Origin of the sequence: Macrococcus brunensis, from assembly GCF_004359615.1 — a bacterium.
Taxonomy (GTDB): domain Bacteria; phylum Bacillota; class Bacilli; order Staphylococcales; family Staphylococcaceae; genus Macrococcus; species Macrococcus brunensis.
Genome location: NZ_SCWA01000028.1, coordinates 1 through 16939, shown reverse-complemented (window position 1 = coordinate 16939; position 16939 = coordinate 1). Strand labels below are relative to the sequence as shown.

Below are 16939 nucleotides of genomic sequence, written 5' to 3'. Positions count from 1 at the left end.
GAAAGGTGTTTGCCCTTAACGGTTTTCGTGTTACCATTGATATGCGTCATACGAATTCATTCCTTTATTGTCGGTGTGAGAACTACAATATTAACATGAATTCGTCATGGCGTATTTTTTTTATAAACAATTAATGTATCCTCCACCTTAGGTGGCTAACTTGATTGTATAACTTACCATTTTTATTTGAAGTAAAAGAAAAGACAAACCCATTTTAAAAATAAGTTTGTCTACGTTTCGACAGACCTGTTTCTACAGGTCTTTTTCAGTGCTGTGCCGCTTCTGTCAGCACTTGATTCAACTGTACTATATTTTTCTCCCACATAAACTCTCTTGTGACGAGTTCTCTCGCGTTTTCTCTCAGTGTTCTCTCGAGTTCATGGTTGTGCTTGATATGTTCAATCGCCTTCAGCACGTCTTCTGTCGTCGCCTTCTCTTTTGCGTAACCGACTTGATTGTCATTGATGAGCAGATTGGCATAGCCGCCCAGATTCGTCACGACAGGGACACCGCAGCCGATGCCATCGATAATCTTCCCGGGCAGCACATTTAGGAAGGTTTCTGTCTCTTTTAATAATGACAGCTGAATGTTATGTGTGCGGATCATCTCCAGGCACTCCTCCCGGCTTTTCTCGTGATAGGCTGTGACGTATGTGAAGTCCTGCTCGTTGATATAGTTGAAGAAGTTGTGTGCATTCATGCCGTAGACGACTGCATTGAAGTAAATGCCTCTTTTTTCAAGTCCCGCTGCTACTTCCAGCAGCTGCTCATAGCTCTGAGCGAAACCGATATTGCCGGTGTAGATGACTTTGAAGTCATCTGTCACATTCTTGAAGGCGATTTCTTCCTGGTTAAAGGCATTCGGGAAGTAATACTGTTTGACCTTCGGGGCTAATGACTCTATATGGCTTCTGAAGCCTTCATTGTTGATGATGATAGCGTCAGACACGCGGTACATGCGTTTCTCCAGCACTTTAAGGATGGGAAAAATGAACTTGACCGACTTCAGCTTGTCGATGCCGACCAGTGAGTCCGGCCAGAGGTCTCTGACTTCCAGTACTCTAGCAGTCGTATGTCGCTGACCGAAGAACGCCGCCCACGGCATAAAGATATTCGGCGTCGTGACGTAGAGAACATCATAGTCCGCCTGTTTTTTGCGGATGGTCCGTCTGACTTTCAGTCCAAGCTCAAAATAGTAGAGCAGCCGCATCGCCATGGACTTGCTCTGCTTGGACGTTCTCATCTTGAGACGCTTGATGTCTGGCGACTGGTTGAGGCGTGCGTCGTACCAGAACTTCTGCTCCTGATACATCTTCTCGTTCGGATAACTCGGCTCTGTTGTCAGGACGTCCACCTGATGATACTTCGATAACTGGTTGTACAGATTTCTCAAGCGGTTGGCGCCTGAACCGATCTCCGGATAGAAGTTCTGTGTTACAAGTAATATCTTCATGTCTCTCTCACCTTTTAATATAGTCCGTCTATTATAGCATTTCAGGACCGATACTTCTATTGGCTGAAGACACTGTCGTTAATCACTCAAACAGTAGGTGTCGTCGGTGTTTCTGCTATAGCTTGCTGTCTTAAGTCATCTGACTGCAGGCTGCTAAGGGCAGGACAGCCGTTAATGTCAGTATTTTATCTATCAGCTGCCGTCTCCTCTGTTCTATTATTTGTCATACTTATTATTGAATAAGCGATATATAAAAAAAGCGAAACGTTATCACTCGTTTCGCCCTACAATTTTATAATCTACAATATTTTAACTAGATCAAGATATTTATTGCGTTTTTAGATTGACTTCATTTTTCAGTTGAATCTTTAATATATTACTTATAGTCATTGAGTCCATTATACTGCCTTCTTCTGTAAAGGCAATAATCGGTCGTCCACTACCTAGATAGTCACTTAATTTACTTGGTAAATACGGATTCAGACGTTTATAAGCCTTCGTATGCGCATCCATTACAACGAGTGCATCGAGCTGGGTTGTCATATTCAGAAAATCAAAGTAGCCAAGATAAGGATAGACTATTACTCTATCACCGACACCTGCTTTTATAAGTTCCACCTTCACCTGCTTAGGATTAGAAGTGAAGATATGCATTTTCAGTGGGAGTGACGTCCTTAAGATATCCTCTTGAGTCAGCAATGTCACTATTTCATCCAGACCTCTCGTCGCATAGAAATTACCGAAATATCCTATATGATAGTAGCCACTTTCAAGTGGGATGATTGCATCTCCTTTATGATAGAAACGTTCAGGCATGACAGGATGAGGGGCAATGACCGATTTAGCACGTATATACGCCTTGATATCTTCTGGAAAGCGTTCAATCATCATTTCCAGCTGATGCGTGTTAGTGAACACCAGTTCATCCGCTGCTGCAAAAGCGATAATTTCCGTCATATTGAATAAGTTATGATCGATATAAGGCTGCCAGCACGCGTCTAATTGTTTGAATAATCGTGACCACTGTCTGGAATAGATTTTTGATTCTCTTTTGTCATTTTTAATATCATGTAAAACTGGATCAGAGAATTCTGCTATCCATCTGCTCTGCGGTTCTTCATGTTTTATTTTAAAGGCGAGGAAATGACTGCCAGGCCATAATACTCTTGAATAGATTTCATGATAATGCGTCTGTTTTACTCGGCGCAGCCCTTTAATGATGAATGCTTCTATTAATGGCCAGCTACTGAAGCTGGAACAGTTATCAAGCTCGAAATGCCGATCAATAAATGGCTGGGCGAGCGATTTAAGCGTATAGTCGGTTTCTCTGACATCTGACATATTGTTGGAGATGACATCACAGGCTCTCCCTCTTTCGTAAATACGCTTGGCAAGAACAATGCCGCTTGTATCCGAATAAGGCGGGAAACAATAGCCGATGTAAAGTGTACGTGCAAGACCTTTGTTAATGGCCTGAAAAGGAATATATTCCTGCTCAAGTATTTCGAATAGTGCTATGACTTGCTGATAGTCATCCGGGTTTTCGCTCAGATAGCGATTGACGAAGCCAGCCTGTGCGTCCATCCTGTTGATAATCAGCTGACGACTATCCAAATCATCAGTCCGGTCCAGTAAGCGGCCCAGGGCTTGAATCACATCGAAACGTTGTTCAACATTAAAATCATAGCTCATGGTCGTTCTACTCAGTGAATCAGTTGTCATATGTCGATAATAGATGGCTGTATGAGCGGGTACAACCTGTATGTCAGGTGTATATTCGGTAATAATAGACATCATCAGTACGACATCTTCCCCGCTTCTCAGTTGAGGCTGATATTTTGTGTTCTTGAGATATAATGTCGGAATGATTTTAGCGCCGTTCATCGACAGCACTTTAGTCAATTTGTCATATTGCGACACTCTCTGATTCATATACTGCTTAATTTCCTGCTGAATCACATTATGACTATCGATTTTCCCGTCTGTAATATCATGCAGCTCGAACACAGTAAGTGCAGAATGCGACAGATAAGGTGCTATTTGTTCGAGTAGTCTAGGTGATAGAGTATCATCTGCATCCAGAAAAAGGCAGTGAGAGTAAGCGGCTTCATGAATACCGACATTTCGTGCTGCAGCAGCACCGACTTCTGACATTAAAATTTTGTACGGAAACGTCATCCCTGCCGCTTCTAATACCATTCTGTCTTGCTGAACGTTCTCAGTCTCGCCGTTCAATATGAAGATCACTTCATAGTCGGTGTATGTTCCTGCGGCTTCAGTTAATGTCTTTAGTAGCTGCTCTATATAAGTTTTTCCTTTATACATCGGTATAATGATTGTTATACCGTCAGGTAACTGCCTGGCATCGAACGTCTCCTCTTCAGTAGCAGGCTGCTGATGATCTAAGGTATGAAGAAGTGCTTCTATTTCACTTAATCTCTTTCTATACATTTATTTCAATCCTTTTAAGAGATTTTTGGACTTAATCAGCATCTTTACAGGGAGAAAGTTTCTGATTTTATCAAATCTGCGTTCATAGAGTCTGACTTTATTTTTTAATTCCGCTATCTCCATATCCCGAGATTGAAGTGTCAGCAAGGCCTTTCTTTCAGAGCGAAGGCTCAATTTCAGTGATTCCCGAAGTTCTTTTTCTGACATGACTATCACCTCAATTAATTTTTTCGTACATACCCAGCAATTTATGTTTTTCCTGTTCCCAGTTATATTTATACTTGGCGCGCTTACTGTTCTCCTGCCAGTGCTGATGTTCCTCTTTGTTAGCGAGCGCATAACGTATGGCTTCAACGAGAGCCTTTTTATCTGAATCCTTGATTACAAGCCCCGTTCCTTCTTGCTGAATCACTCGTCTGATCTCAGGAAGGGCTGTCCCTATTACAGGTACGTGTGCCATCATATATTCATAAAGTTTATTGGAAGACGCTGAATAATGATTGAAGTTTGTATTTTCAAGTATCTGAAAGCCGATATAGGCATTCTTCGTATATGCTCTTAGTTCTTCGTAAGGGACGCGCCCAGTAAATGTCACTTTTTCTTCGAGACCGAGTGATCTGACTTGTTCTTCTAACTGCTGCCTTATTTTTCCGTCTCCCACCAGCAGCAGTCTAGCATCGACATCTGCTTCTTTAAAAGCATCAATGAGTAAAGGAAGCCCTCTTCCTTCCTGCAGTCCGCCTTGATATAAAAGTATTTTCTTATTTGATGGTAGTTCTTTATTTTTAACATCTGCTATGTCATAAAATTCAGAGTAATTATGAATGGATAGCGGCCGCTTTCCATAAAGCATTTCGTGATACAGTGCTCTTGTTTCGTTCTCAACTATTGTGTAATCGACAAATCGCAATAGAAAATGTTCTACTTTATAGACAAGCCCTGTCTGGTAATGCGTACGACTCGTGTTCACTTCATGAGAATCAAAAATGAGCGGTTTCTGTTTAAGCCGCAGTTTTGCACATACAACACCTTGAATCAAAGTATTCAAGTCATGACTATGATAGATATCAGTTTCTGTTTTATAGCCTTCTCTAATCATCTTCAGCATTAAATAGGCATTAGGCAGATGTTTAGTTATCATTGTATTAAGCTTGTGATTTTTAAGAGAAAAGTGAGCGTCACATTTCTGCTGACGTCTCACTTCTATGCCTGAAGATAGTCTCTCTTCCAGCTTGATATTCTCCTGTTCGCGCTTAGCAATGACAGTTACAGGGTAGCCCGCTTCAACAAGGGCGCTGCCTTCCCGCAGTACGCGTGCATCATTTGTAAAGTTATTCCATAGAAACATGGTCACTTTTTTCATGGTAAGTCCTCCTATTTCAGATGATTGAGAAATGACATCAATGGTATCACATTCATCTGACATAATACTGCAACAGTAAATAAAGCAAGCAGCAGCACTAAATAGACTAGATAACGAAGAGACGGTTCATCCTTATTCAGCTCAATATCAGACATATGACCTATCTGGCCTTTAGACATTTCCTTTTTATAATTCAACTGTTTCTCCTTGCTGTAACTATTATATTCTCTGACAAAACGGCCATAGAGTCCTACAGTCGGAATACAGTCACCGAATGCTTTCATTTCGCCATAATGCAGCCATATCGCTTTATTACACATTTTCTGTATCTGACCGATTGAGTGACTGACAAAGAAAATAGTTTTGCCTTGTTCCTGAAATTCTTTCATACGCACGATACATTTATTCGAAAAAGTATCATCACCGACAGAGAGCGCTTCATCAACTATCAGTACATCCGGATCTGTATGAACGGCGATTGCAAAACCCAGCCGAGACTTCATACCACTAGAATACGTTTTAATCGGCTGATAGATAAAGTCTCCAAGTTCAGAAAACGCAATAATATCGTCATAACGTTCAGCAATCTGCTGTTCAGACAAACCATGCATCAAACACTTCATCTTAATATTCTCTGCACCAGTCAGTTCATTGTTAAGTCCGGCTGATATAGCAATCAGAGAGCTCTTGCCATTAATCGTAATCTGCCCTGTTGACGGGGCAGTCACTTCTCCCAGAAGATTTGATAAAGTCGACTTCCCTGCACCATTTAAGCCTACTAATCCGACACTATCTCCCGCTTCTACCTCAAAACTGATGTCGCGCAAGGCATAATAAACTTCATCATGTTTTTCTTTCTTCCAGAATTGAAGAATAGAAAAAATTTTATCACTTTTTGTTTGATTAACAGGATATATTTTTGAGATATTTTCAACTTTGACTTTTATCGCTGTATCCATGTACTTCCTCCTTATTGGTAAAGGGCGTCATGAATATCTTTACGAATCATAGGCGCCATCGTTCTGACGTAGCTCTGTGAAATATGTTGTCCATCAATATACATAACGACATCACCAATTGCAGGTAAACATTTCTCCTCAGTACAGAAGAACTTAGTATAGTCGTGATAAATAATATTATCAGGTTTATCTGTCAATTTGTCATAGGGACTTGGTGTCACTATCACGTTTTTTCTAGGAGTTGAACATTTATCTATTGAACCTTTATTCATTTCAAGACATTCAGGTATATTGATATCCATTCTCGGATTATCACGAACTCCGAAAATACTAATATTCAATGTTTCTAATTTTTTAAATTGAGCCAGGAATCCTTCAGGAACTTCAGTTGATTCACCGTCAGAAACATCAACCGTTGTATAAACGAGATCGGGTTTTATCTGGGATATTATATTAATAACATCTTTATTCCACTGGTCACAACCTCTTTGTTTCTGATGCTCTGTAGAAAACCGACAGTTACTTTTTGTGATATTTGCAATTCTTATTTTATCTTTTTCAGCAAATTCTAATAATGCACCTAACCAATGAGCAGAATGTGAACCGCCTACTAAAGCGATTGTTTTGGTATAATCATCTTTTGCACCATAATAACAAACTTTTACTTCCGGGCTATTTCCCATAACATTACAACCATCATCATAACTGACAGCTAAGTCTTCTTTCGCTTTCATTGGAGCTGGATACAATGTCTGCCCTGTATTTAACTGCTCTGATAGCTCCACTTGTTTAGCTCCATTATAACCAGACGGTAAATCATCTGCTAAGCTATCTTCTTGATTAAGAAGAAGATAGGTCAATGGAAATGAAAGAATCAATGTAATCATAGCCGGGAAATAGAAAAACTGCAGACGCTTGTAACGATTTTTATCACGTAGAGGTTTCTCTAAATATTCTGTTAACAGATAAGCTATAACAATAGATGAAATCAGAATAATACTACCATCTAGTATTCCAATTTCAGTATCAAAAAACAACTTATAATTAGATAAAAGAATCCAGTGCCATAAATAGATACTAAATGATATTCCACCTAGTTTCTGTAAAATCGGTATCGCTAAGAAACGTTCCGCCCCATATTTTGAAGGCTGATTACCTGAAATAACAATGAAAGCAGCCCCTAATACAGGAATCAGAGCGATCAAACCAGGAAATAAGGTGGATACATCAAATAGATAGCCTAAGGATACAATAGCTGTTAACCCTATCCAGGATAATATATTTGCTAGTGTATGATTGAGTTTGATTTTGCCGATAGTAATAGCTAAGAATCCTCCAAAAGCAAATTCCCATACACGTGTTCTTACGTCAAAATAAGCCCATGGTTGATCCATTGCAGTTAAATAAACAGAAAAAATTAATGAGATAATAAATAATCCACTGAAAACTGATAGAAGTGTTTTATAGTTTGCGGAAGCATTTTCTTTAAATACAAACCTGTTAAGTAAATAAAACAACAGGAACCAAATCACATAAAATTGCCCTTGGATACTCATCGCCCAATAATGCTGAACAGGAGACTTAAAATGACTCTGATTTAGATAGTCAACTGAGTTAAAGGCTAGTTGCCAATTCTCATAATAAAGCATTGACGCTATAACTTCTTTAAACACACTTACCTTATAAATGTCTGGATAATAAAACCAGGTAAGAACAGCGACAAAAAGTAAACCAGTTGTTGCAATAGGGAGCAATCGCTTAAGTAGGTTACCAAAAAATTTGCTGAAACTAACTTTACCTGTGCGGTTAACTTGATTAATAAGTGAAATCGTAATGAGAAAACCGCTTATAACGAAAAATACATCCACTCCACCGGAAACTTTCTGAAACCATATATGATAGATAGCGACTAAGAGTGCTGCTATAAACCTGAGGCCTTCAATCTCTGGACGAAACTTTTTTTCAATTTCAATTTTCTGCATGATTAAATTTCTCTTTTCCTTAGTAAATTTTCAGCTCTTTATTTATTTTTTTACTTAGCAACTGAAAAGCCGTAGCATATTGGCTGAATTTAACCATATTGACTTTGATTAATTTATGATGTTCCTGTTTCGAAAGAATACTGTCTTCTTCCGTGAAAGCTAACGTATAGGCATCGCTCCCTAGGTAATCGCTTAGTTTAGACGGTAAATACGGGTTTATCTCTTTAATCTCTTTTGTATGCGCATCAAAAATCATCAGGCCATCCATTTTATTCGTTAAGTTCAGGAACTCAAAGAAATTGACATATGGATTTAAAGTCATATATTGTTTAAACTCACTATTTTCATAAAACTGCAGAACTTTATTATTTAAATTCGTAAATACATGTATCTCGAAGTTAGTGATATCAGCCAGCTCAAGATATTTGGCGACTAGTTCCAGTTCTCTGAATCCTCTTGTATCATAAAAATTGCCAAAATAAGCTAAATTAATTTTCGATTCATCTACGGTATAATAAGATGTTACCAGCTCATAAAAAGGCTGAGGCAATGTTGGATGAGGAATAGTCTTTGCACGCTGTCTGATTGAGTTCTGAATATCAGGGTCAAAACGCTCAATCATATATTCGAGCTGCTGTTCATTGGTAAAGATAAGCTCCTCCGCGAAGGCAAGCGGCATTAATTCACAGATATTAAAGACGTTATCATCTGCAAGAGCTCTATATGCTTCTGGCAGAAGAGTTTTAATACGATCTGTATACGCACTATCATTTATCGAAGAAAATCTGATTTCTGAGTTAACATCTGTATGTAAGGGGTCTGAAAACTCTGCGCGCCAGTGAATATCCGGCTGTAGCTGCTTGATTTCAAATGCCAGAAAATGTGAGGCAGGGAACATAGCCCGGCTATACAGTCTTTTATATTTATTCTTATACTGCTTAAATATCTCGAGACCTTGTTCCATAAACTCCTCAATACTTCCCCAGCTACTGAAAGCCTGCGGTGCATTCAGTTCGAACATCGTATCTATCAGATGATTAGCAATCTGCATCAATGTTTCATCTTTCCTGCGGATCCGGTCCATGTTGTTATAAATCACATCTACCCGACTGTTTTCAACAAAGATTCTTTTCGCCATTACATTACCCGATGTATCATTATAAGGCGGAAAACAGTAGGCAATCACTAATTCTTCTGCCTGACCTTTGTTAAGGACTGACAAGTTCAGTTTATCGTACTGCAGCTGGCTAAATGCCTGGATCCGTTCTATTTCCTGTCTGTCGATCATATTGCTGATTTTAAGCAGCATTTCATCCGCTTTAAACTGCAAATATCGGATAACAAGAGGGTTATGACGTTTCGCCATAAGAGAAGCGTAATATTGAACTGATTTAAACGGATTTTCTTTTGTCATAATTTGCTTGATCGCCCATTCATCACTTCTAAACTCTATGGATTCATCATAGACTAGACTGATATCTGCAGACGTGACTAAATCAAGAATAAATCGATGTTCTGTCTCTTGTTCCTGCAACTCAATGTGATCTATTAAGAGAACCGGAAAGATAATACCAGTGAACACATATAATCTTTCAAGTACCATATTGATTGAATATTGAACTTTAGTCACTGGCTCAACTGGCTGCGTAGGTACATCTACAACGATAGCAGCAGGGTGCAGAGACTGTAAATCAATCTCCTCTTCTAACTCATTGCTCTGTTCTTCCGTGAAAAGTTCTTTCTCTGCTTCTTTTTCTTTAAAGATGTCATTGAAATAACCATCTTCTGTTCCCTTGACTAGACGCTTAGGCATGATAATGGTTTTGTCATTTAATAGTTGATGATTAAATGAAATACTCTCTTCTGCAGTCATAAACATCACGTGTGTGGTCGTCACGATTTTTAATGCTTGCTGCAGTGCCTGACTGCGAGAACCATGATTCAGCATTAAGAGATGATGCGAGTTCTCAAATAAATGTACTGATTCTATATAACGATTATAGTCTTTAGTGATACAGATGTAAGTTAGGTCATTGCCTGTCTCATTAAGGAGTGTACTGAGAGACCGCCTCATCTCATCAATTTCAATAATCACTGTCAGCCCTTTAGTCAGCTGTCTATGACTCCCGAGTATCTGGCTCATGCCCTGCAATTTCATGTCCTGATAACGAATTCCACCAAGAAAATTCATGATATACCTACTTTCTTAAATCCCAGTATTTAATCTGGAGTTTGCCGAGTCGCGATTCTCTCAGATTATTCAATCGATGCAATGTTTCTTTATACTTCTGCTGCAGTTTTGCAAACTCATTTTCTTTTTGCTGGATTCCGTAGCTCTGATATCTTCTTTTTAGACGATCGTACTGCCCCTGCAAAATAGTCCGCTCTTTATTAAGTTTTGCTATTTCATTTTCTGCATCTAACAGCGCCTGCTGCAGCAGAAATGAAGACTGCTCATTATTTTGGACAGCATATGAGAAAAAGGGCTGCAATTGTTTTAAATTGTTTTCTTTAACAGCTGAATTGACAGCAGTATGCAATAATGTAATATGAAAAAGATCATATTCACTTTCTACTGAGACAACAATGCCCGCTTCCGCAATTTCATCAAGCATATCAGGCGTCAGTAAGACTTTATAGCAGATCAGTTCAAATGATTCTCCGGCCCATGCATTGACTACAGGCATGATGTCAACGTATGGTGTATTGATTGTAATCTGAAGAGGCAACTCTTTATGAACTGATATCTCTTTTACTAAATCATTCATCGTTCTGCTGTCGAGCTGTTTATGGACAACAATTTGTATCTTCTGATTGTGGTTGATTAAATCATCAATTAATAGTAACTCAGCTTTCATGGTCTCAGTTCCTCTCCTTATTTAACTGTAGAACCGAATGGATTCAACGACTTTACGTGTCTCCGATAAATTTTCTCTTACAAATACTTTAGCGATATATTCACCCTTTGGCAGCTTGAAGACGAAAGAATTTGCATACTGATATTTTAAACGTAGAAGTTCTTTGTTATTCTTTTTATCATATAAATAACAGGCATATGTCATATCACTTCCCGTTGCATCAGCAATCACACTTGTATAGCCATTGTTTCGATCAATAATCAATTTATTGATTTCAAGTTTCGGCGGATTATTTTCCAGCAGTTCCTGAGTATTTTTCATCATGAACTCAATTTGTTCTTCTAGTTTAAGATAAGCTTCTTTCCAGTTCACTTCATTAGTCATGAATCATCACCTCTAATTCTTTTTTAATGACATTTTCTGTCCCTGTCTTTTTGATAATCATATCACTCGCATAGACGCTCATTTGCATGAATAACTCCGGATTATTGATCAATTTCTCAATATAGAAGACCATTTCATCTACCTGGTCTCTGCCAGCGAGAAAACCAGAGCGACCGTGTTCGACAAATTCTGCTATAGCGCCTATATCATTTGATATCGGAACTAACCCGCTTGACATCGCTTCACATAGTGAAACACCTTGAGAGTCGTGACGGCTTGGACCTAGATAAATACCGTTATGAGCATGAATATCACTGATATCGTCCTGTCTGACGAAGCCTTGATAAAGCTGAACATTCTCAAACTTTTCAAGCGGCTCTGTCATCTCTTTAAAGAGTGGACCATCACCGTATAAACTAAACTCCATCTTTTTGAAGTACTTCTTTTTACTCAGTTTTAATATCACATCTCTCGTAATATCATTTGCGTAGTTCGGAGCTGTATAAGGTCTGATATTACAAACCTTAAAGCGATCTGCTTCTTTTTTTTCTCTATAAGGAAACAGTTTCTCGTCAATTAAATTCGGAATAATATAGTAGCGCGGTGGCGCTTGTCTGACAAAGGGATCGACATAATATTTTTTAAAACTTTCGGATACGAAAATGAAAGTAACGTTGTCCATTTTGTAAAGCGTCTGAAACATATTGCGTTGTTTTTCATAGTAGTCAATTTTTGCAAGTTGATCGCTGAGTGCTTTTTTAGAGACGGTATAGTTATAATAGCGCGAATACCAAGGCTCTGCTTCAAAGCCGTGCAACCAGATGATATAATTGACCTCCCGCTCAATCTGACTGACTGCTGTAAACATTTTCTGGTTCATAAAATGAATCAGTATAGTTTTAATTTCCGGACATGTATTGACATAATCCGTCAGCTGATACTCATCCATATATTTGACTGTAACGCCATCAAAAATTTCATCATGAATGACTTTAGTCGACATGACGACTACTTCAACCTCTAATCCTTTCTGCTGATAGGACTTCACTCTTCTATGCAGAAAAGTATTAGAGTAAATCCGATCTTTATTAGGGTATGCATTAGCAACTAATAAATATTTCATTTTTTCACCTATTTCGCTCATTTTTCTAAATATAATCAACTAATCTATTTTTAAATCTATTGTGAATATGACTACCTACATAAAGTAAAAGTAATGTTAAACTCCAGAAATAAAGATGATCGCTTATCGTCCCATAAATACCTTCTTGTCCATTAATAAAGGCATTTCTATAAATACCGATTAAATATGAAAAAGGATTAAGTGCAGTGATTTCTCTGAGAACTGGTCCTACTGTCTTAACTTCCCAGAAAATAGGGGTCAGGAAAAAGCACATTCTAATAATGTTCTGCAGTATGAGTCGTGTGTCTCTGATTAAAATGGTTAAGGTACTCATAATCAGGTTAATAGCAAAGATCAATGCAAATGCTGCAATTACAAAGTAGAAGAACTCAAAATAATGTGTCCAGCTGACCATATGATTGAAAACAGACAATAAAAAGATGATAGCGGTTGTAAACATTAAATTGATAAATGTATTGGCAAAATTAATCGAGATAAGTACTGATGCAGGAAACTTCATTTTAGTGACTAAACCTAGTTGAGCTTGTATCGCACCAGAACCTGCATTAATAGATTGTGAAATAAAAAGCCATGGGAAGAGACCAGTAATTAAATGAACTAAATATTCAACTCCGCCTCCATTGCCTCTGAGTCCCATACCGAAAACGATATAATAGATGACCACTTGAATGAGGGGCTGCAGAATATTCCAGAATGCACCTAAATAATGATTGGAATATTCACTTTTCATATTATAGACTGCAAGTTTTCTAATCATATGGAAGTTATCATACTGCTCTTTTAAAATTCTAAATACTTCTTTCATCATCTAACCTCTTTAGCAACATTATTCAAGGAATAATGTTTCTGAATTTTTGCTGTGACCCATAACGTATGAACGCAGAATACGATTGTATTCTGCGTTACTTGAATTAGTGATTAAATGTATACAAATTACCAAAGTTGTAATATTTAGTTGTTTCGAATTCTGATTTCACGACGTTCTTCGTATCGAAAATCAGTTGATCTTTCATACCTTCGAAGTCAACGTCTGTTAACTGTTTGAATTCTGAATGATCGCTTAAGACAAGAACAAGTGAGCTGTCTTTTACAGCTGTTTTAATATCTTTCTCAACGAAATCAAGTTCAACGTGTGGATCGTATGCGACAACATCGTAGTCTAAATCTTTCAGCATTTCATAAATATCGAATGCCGGAGATTCACGAATGTCATCAACGTCCCCTTTATAAGTTAAACCGAAGACCGTCAGTTTTTTACCGTCTACTGCTTTTAAAAATTCTTTCGCTTTGTTCACAACGTAATGTGGCATCTGATTGTTAATTTTACGACCCACTTGAATGATATCTGTGTTGATTGGGTCTTTTGCGATGATGAAGTATGGGTCAACTGCTAAACAGTGGCCACCGACACCTGGTCCTGGCTGGTGTAAGTTAACACGTGGATGTTTATTCGCCATTTCGATAACATCAAGTGCATTGATATCCAGCTGGTTACATACTTTAGCGAGTTCATTAGCAAGTGCAATGTTGACATCGCGGTATGTATTCTCCATTAATTTACTCATTTCAGCTGTCTTCGCATCTGTTTCAATCATTTCACCTTGAACGAATGTACCGTAAACTTTTTTACCTGCTTCGATACAGTTCTGTGTCACACCACCGATGATACGGTTATTGTAAACAAGTTCATGCATGATCTGACCTGGTAATACACGTTCAGGACAGTGTACGAGGAAAATGTCTTCACCAATCGTGAATCCTTTAGATTCAACAAGTGGTTTAACGAAGTCATCCATAGTGCGTGGTGCAATCGTTGATTCCACAATGATGACGTTACCTTTTTCGATTAAAGGTAAGACAGATTCAACTGCTGTCATGACCATAGAGATATCACATGACTTGAACTGATCTGCGTTGTTTGGTGTTGGCACTGCAATGATAAAGCAGTCAGCTGGTTCAGGCTGAGTCGTCGCTTTAAATTTACCATTAGCGATAACTTCTTCAAACGCTTCCTGAAGGCCCGGCTCTTCGATATGAATTTTTCCGCTGTTTAAAGAATCAACAGCTTTCTGATTAATGTCGACACCAACAACGTCTACACCATGTTTTGCGAACATGATAGAAGTCGGCAAACCGATGTATCCAAGTCCTACTGTTGTTAATTTCAAAATAATCCCGCCTTCAATTTACTTAGTTGAAGATATAAGTTGTAAAATTAGCTTTATATCCATTATAAACATTATAATTATAATCAATCCTGATTAAAGAATCAAGATATAGTGAAACACAGTAAAGGTATCCTATTTCAAAAATCTTTTCAAACCAAAAGGTCATAACGTGTAATATGTTGAAAAAAGTTGTCGTCCTGATAGCTATCGAGTATAATTGTGTAGTTTAAATAGAAGAAGACAGGTGACGAATAATGAAAAAACCCATGAAGATAATTCTGATTCTCCTCAGCCTTTGTCTGATTATAGCACCCTCTACTTATGCGGCAATTCTCTACTTCCAGGCGAAGAACGCTGTAGATAAATCTTTTACAGATAATACGAGTCAGTCTTCATTAAGAGACGGTGCTGTCAATCCGGCTATGAACCATGTTTCTATTCTCTTCCTCGGTATTGATGACAGTCTGACGCGTCGTCGCGATGGTCAGACCATGGAAAAAGCGAGAACAGATGCGATGATTTTAGGGACATTCAACCGAGACAAACAGCAGATTCGTCTCGTCAGTATCCCGCGAGATACGCTCAGCTACATCCCATCAGTCGGCTACTACGATAAAATTACGCATGCTCATGCTGATGGTGGTCCGGAATCTTCGATGCAGGCAGTTGAAACCCTTTTTGATGTACCAGTTGATTACTATGCCCGCATCAATATGCAGGCTTTTGTTGACATCATTGATGAACTCGGCGGTATTTATTTCAAGGTCCCGTTTGATCTAAATGAGCCGACCAAAAATGATATCGGCCGTATCAAGGTCAAAAAAGGATATCAGAAAATCAACGGGGACCAGGCTCTCGCACTCGTTCGCAGCCGTCACGTTGATACTGACCTCGGACGTGGTAAACGTCAGGCTGAGATGATTGAAGCTATCATCAAAAAAGCGAAACAGACTGATTCACTGGATAAGATTGACGAACTGGTTAATATAGTCGGCAATAACGCCAAGCATAACTTAAGCTTTAACGATATTACCTCACTGGCGACGACGTATTCCAAAGATAGTGTTAAATTTGAACGTGAACAGTTATCAGGAGCAGACTACATGCACAATGGCGTCTATTATTTTAATCCTGATTTTTCTGATGTCGCTAAGACCGCAAGTATTTTACGCAAAGATTTAGGGCTGCCTGCTCAGTCACGTAAAGAGCTCTTGAGCTACAAAGTGACACAGCTTTATGGAGACCTTATTCCACTTGAACCGATGACCATCAGTAAAATCGATAAAGCTTATCAAGCACAGTTCGGTCATAAAGAGCAAGAGAAAAAAGAAACAACACAAGAACAAACAACAACTGAAGCGCCTGCGACAGAAACGCCTGCACCGATCACTGAAGCCCCTGTGCCTCAGACAGAAGCACCGACGACAGAACCGCCTTACGTCCCGACAACAGAAGTCGCAACGACAGAAGCGGTACCACATTACGTACCATCAACTACAGAATCACCATTCTTCAGTCCCGACCACTCATCACTCCAAAATTATTAAGAAAGGATGGTTAGATGTCAAAACGTAAAACTTATGAGAAATATGAACAGATTAACGGCATGTTCGACAAACTGGAAGAGCAGATCATTCATTCAGGTGATCTGTCCTATATGCGACAGCAATTTTATTTTATCGATGAATTTCATCGCCAGAATTACGAATCACTCAGAGTTTATTATCATCAGGCAGATGACAGCCCTCTTATCGATGGTGCATGTTATTTAATAGCAATTCCAGAAATTTTTAATGTCATCAATATCTTTGACTATGAAGTGCCATTTGATTTTATCTTTGACAATAGTCAGTTAAGTTCATCTTTCCAGCAACTGGATGTATTTTATCAGTATTTGCTGGCAGCAGCGCTTGAAGTATCAGATGTCAAGATATTTAACCCGTCTGGCTACTCTCTCGGTATGAACCACTGGAATATCAGCCAGATGAAACTATTCTGGCAATATACAGCGATTATCAGACGTGAAGCAAATTAAACGCCTATCCACTCGGGTACTGAACCCTGAAAATGGGACGGAATAAAAAACACTTTTTATAAGGCTGCTTGTATTCGGTATTGAACCGGAGATAAGTAGCCTAATTTTTGTTGAATTCTATTTTCATTATAATTTTTGATGT

General features: G+C 38.6%; 14 protein-coding genes. 2 read left to right on the top strand and 12 right to left on the bottom strand.

The annotated features are described in order from the left end of the window. Positions 1-265 precede the first annotated feature (265 nt). From ERX27_RS10755 to ERX27_RS10705, 11 genes are all read right to left on the bottom strand, one after another. Positions 266-1453, bottom strand: a complete 1188-nt coding sequence (locus ERX27_RS10755) for a glycosyltransferase family 4 protein (RefSeq protein WP_133432810.1) — start codon at positions 1451-1453, stop codon at positions 266-268. A 327-nt stretch (positions 1454-1780) separates the two neighbouring features. Next, positions 1781-3904, bottom strand: coding sequence for a glycosyltransferase (locus ERX27_RS10750; RefSeq protein WP_133432809.1), 2124 nt, complete (start codon positions 3902-3904; stop codon positions 1781-1783). A 217-nt stretch (positions 3905-4121) separates the two neighbouring features. Next, positions 4122-5267, bottom strand: coding sequence for a glycosyltransferase family 4 protein (locus tag ERX27_RS10745; RefSeq protein WP_133432808.1), 1146 nt, complete (start codon positions 5265-5267; stop codon positions 4122-4124). A gap of 11 nt (positions 5268-5278) precedes the next feature. Beyond that, positions 5279-6226, bottom strand: coding sequence for an ABC transporter ATP-binding protein (locus tag ERX27_RS10740; RefSeq protein ID WP_133432807.1), 948 nt, complete (start codon positions 6224-6226; stop codon positions 5279-5281). Positions 6227-6237: 11 nt separating this feature from the next. After that, positions 6238-8208, bottom strand: a complete 1971-nt coding sequence (locus ERX27_RS10735; RefSeq protein ID WP_133432806.1) for an acyltransferase family protein — start codon at positions 8206-8208, stop codon at positions 6238-6240. 19 nt (positions 8209-8227) lie between these two features. Continuing rightward, positions 8228-10399 (bottom strand): hypothetical protein, encoded by a 2172-nt coding sequence (locus ERX27_RS10730; RefSeq protein WP_133432805.1) that lies wholly within the window; start codon positions 10397-10399, stop codon positions 8228-8230. 7 nt (positions 10400-10406) lie between these two features. Continuing rightward, positions 10407-11066, bottom strand: a complete 660-nt coding sequence (locus tag ERX27_RS10725; protein ID WP_133432804.1) for a hypothetical protein — start codon at positions 11064-11066, stop codon at positions 10407-10409. A gap of 21 nt (positions 11067-11087) precedes the next feature. Continuing rightward, a complete protein-coding gene (locus ERX27_RS10720) occupies positions 11088-11450 on the bottom strand; it encodes a hypothetical protein (protein WP_133432803.1) in 363 nt (120 codons plus the stop codon). Then, positions 11443-12573: a glycosyltransferase family 4 protein gene (locus ERX27_RS10715; RefSeq protein ID WP_133432802.1), complete on the bottom strand. Its 1131-nt coding sequence runs from the start codon at positions 12571-12573 to the stop codon at positions 11443-11445. Before ERX27_RS10715 ends, ERX27_RS10720 begins: the two co-directional genes overlap by 8 nt. Positions 12574-12598: 25 nt before the next feature. Continuing rightward, the gene (locus tag ERX27_RS10710) at positions 12599-13399 is read right to left on the bottom strand and encodes an ABC transporter permease (protein WP_133432801.1); all 801 of its coding nucleotides are present in this window, start codon (positions 13397-13399) and stop codon (positions 12599-12601) included. Between the two features lie 106 nt (positions 13400-13505). Continuing rightward, positions 13506-14762: a nucleotide sugar dehydrogenase gene (locus tag ERX27_RS10705; RefSeq protein ID WP_133432800.1), complete on the bottom strand. Its 1257-nt coding sequence runs from the start codon at positions 14760-14762 to the stop codon at positions 13506-13508. A gap of 254 nt (positions 14763-15016) precedes the next feature. Here ERX27_RS10705 and ERX27_RS10700 point away from each other — a divergent pair, with 254 nt between their 5' ends. Continuing rightward, entirely contained in the window at positions 15017-16309 is a 1293-nt protein-coding gene (locus ERX27_RS10700; protein ID WP_133432799.1) for an LCP family protein, read from the top strand. 14 nt (positions 16310-16323) lie between these two features. Then, the gene (locus tag ERX27_RS10695; protein ID WP_133432798.1) at positions 16324-16797 is read left to right on the top strand and encodes a DUF2538 family protein; all 474 of its coding nucleotides are present in this window, start codon (positions 16324-16326) and stop codon (positions 16795-16797) included. 56 nt (positions 16798-16853) lie between these two features. On the opposite strand, the gene ERX27_RS10690 is transcribed toward ERX27_RS10695, so the two are convergent. Then, positions 16854-16939, bottom strand: an 86-nt coding sequence (locus tag ERX27_RS10690; protein ID WP_165983063.1) for an IS3 family transposase, incomplete at its 5' end; no start/stop codon positions are given.

Bases quoted from the DNA above. Each gene is read 5' to 3' on its own strand.
- ERX27_RS10755 (WP_133432810.1), bottom strand. From the start codon at position 1,453: ATGAAGATATTACTTGTAACACAGAACTTCTATCCGGAGATCGGTTCA.
- ERX27_RS10750 (WP_133432809.1), bottom strand. From the start codon at position 3,904: ATGTATAGAAAGAGATTAAGTGAAATAGAAGCACTTCTTCATACCTTA.
- ERX27_RS10745 (WP_133432808.1), bottom strand. From the start codon at position 5,267: ATGAAAAAAGTGACCATGTTTCTATGGAATAACTTTACAAATGATGCA.
- ERX27_RS10740 (WP_133432807.1), bottom strand. From the start codon at position 6,226: ATGGATACAGCGATAAAAGTCAAAGTTGAAAATATCTCAAAAATATAT.
- ERX27_RS10735 (WP_133432806.1), bottom strand. From the start codon at position 8,208: ATGCAGAAAATTGAAATTGAAAAAAAGTTTCGTCCAGAGATTGAAGGC.
- ERX27_RS10730 (WP_133432805.1), bottom strand. From the start codon at position 10,399: ATGAATTTTCTTGGTGGAATTCGTTATCAGGACATGAAATTGCAGGGC.
- ERX27_RS10725 (WP_133432804.1), bottom strand. From the start codon at position 11,066: ATGAAAGCTGAGTTACTATTAATTGATGATTTAATCAACCACAATCAG.
- ERX27_RS10720 (WP_133432803.1), bottom strand. From the start codon at position 11,450: ATGACTAATGAAGTGAACTGGAAAGAAGCTTATCTTAAACTAGAAGAA.
- ERX27_RS10715 (WP_133432802.1), bottom strand. From the start codon at position 12,573: ATGAAATATTTATTAGTTGCTAATGCATACCCTAATAAAGATCGGATT.
- ERX27_RS10710 (WP_133432801.1), bottom strand. From the start codon at position 13,399: ATGAAAGAAGTATTTAGAATTTTAAAAGAGCAGTATGATAACTTCCAT.
- ERX27_RS10700 (WP_133432799.1), top strand. From the start codon at position 15,017: ATGAAAAAACCCATGAAGATAATTCTGATTCTCCTCAGCCTTTGTCTG.
- ERX27_RS10695 (WP_133432798.1), top strand. From the start codon at position 16,324: ATGTCAAAACGTAAAACTTATGAGAAATATGAACAGATTAACGGCATG.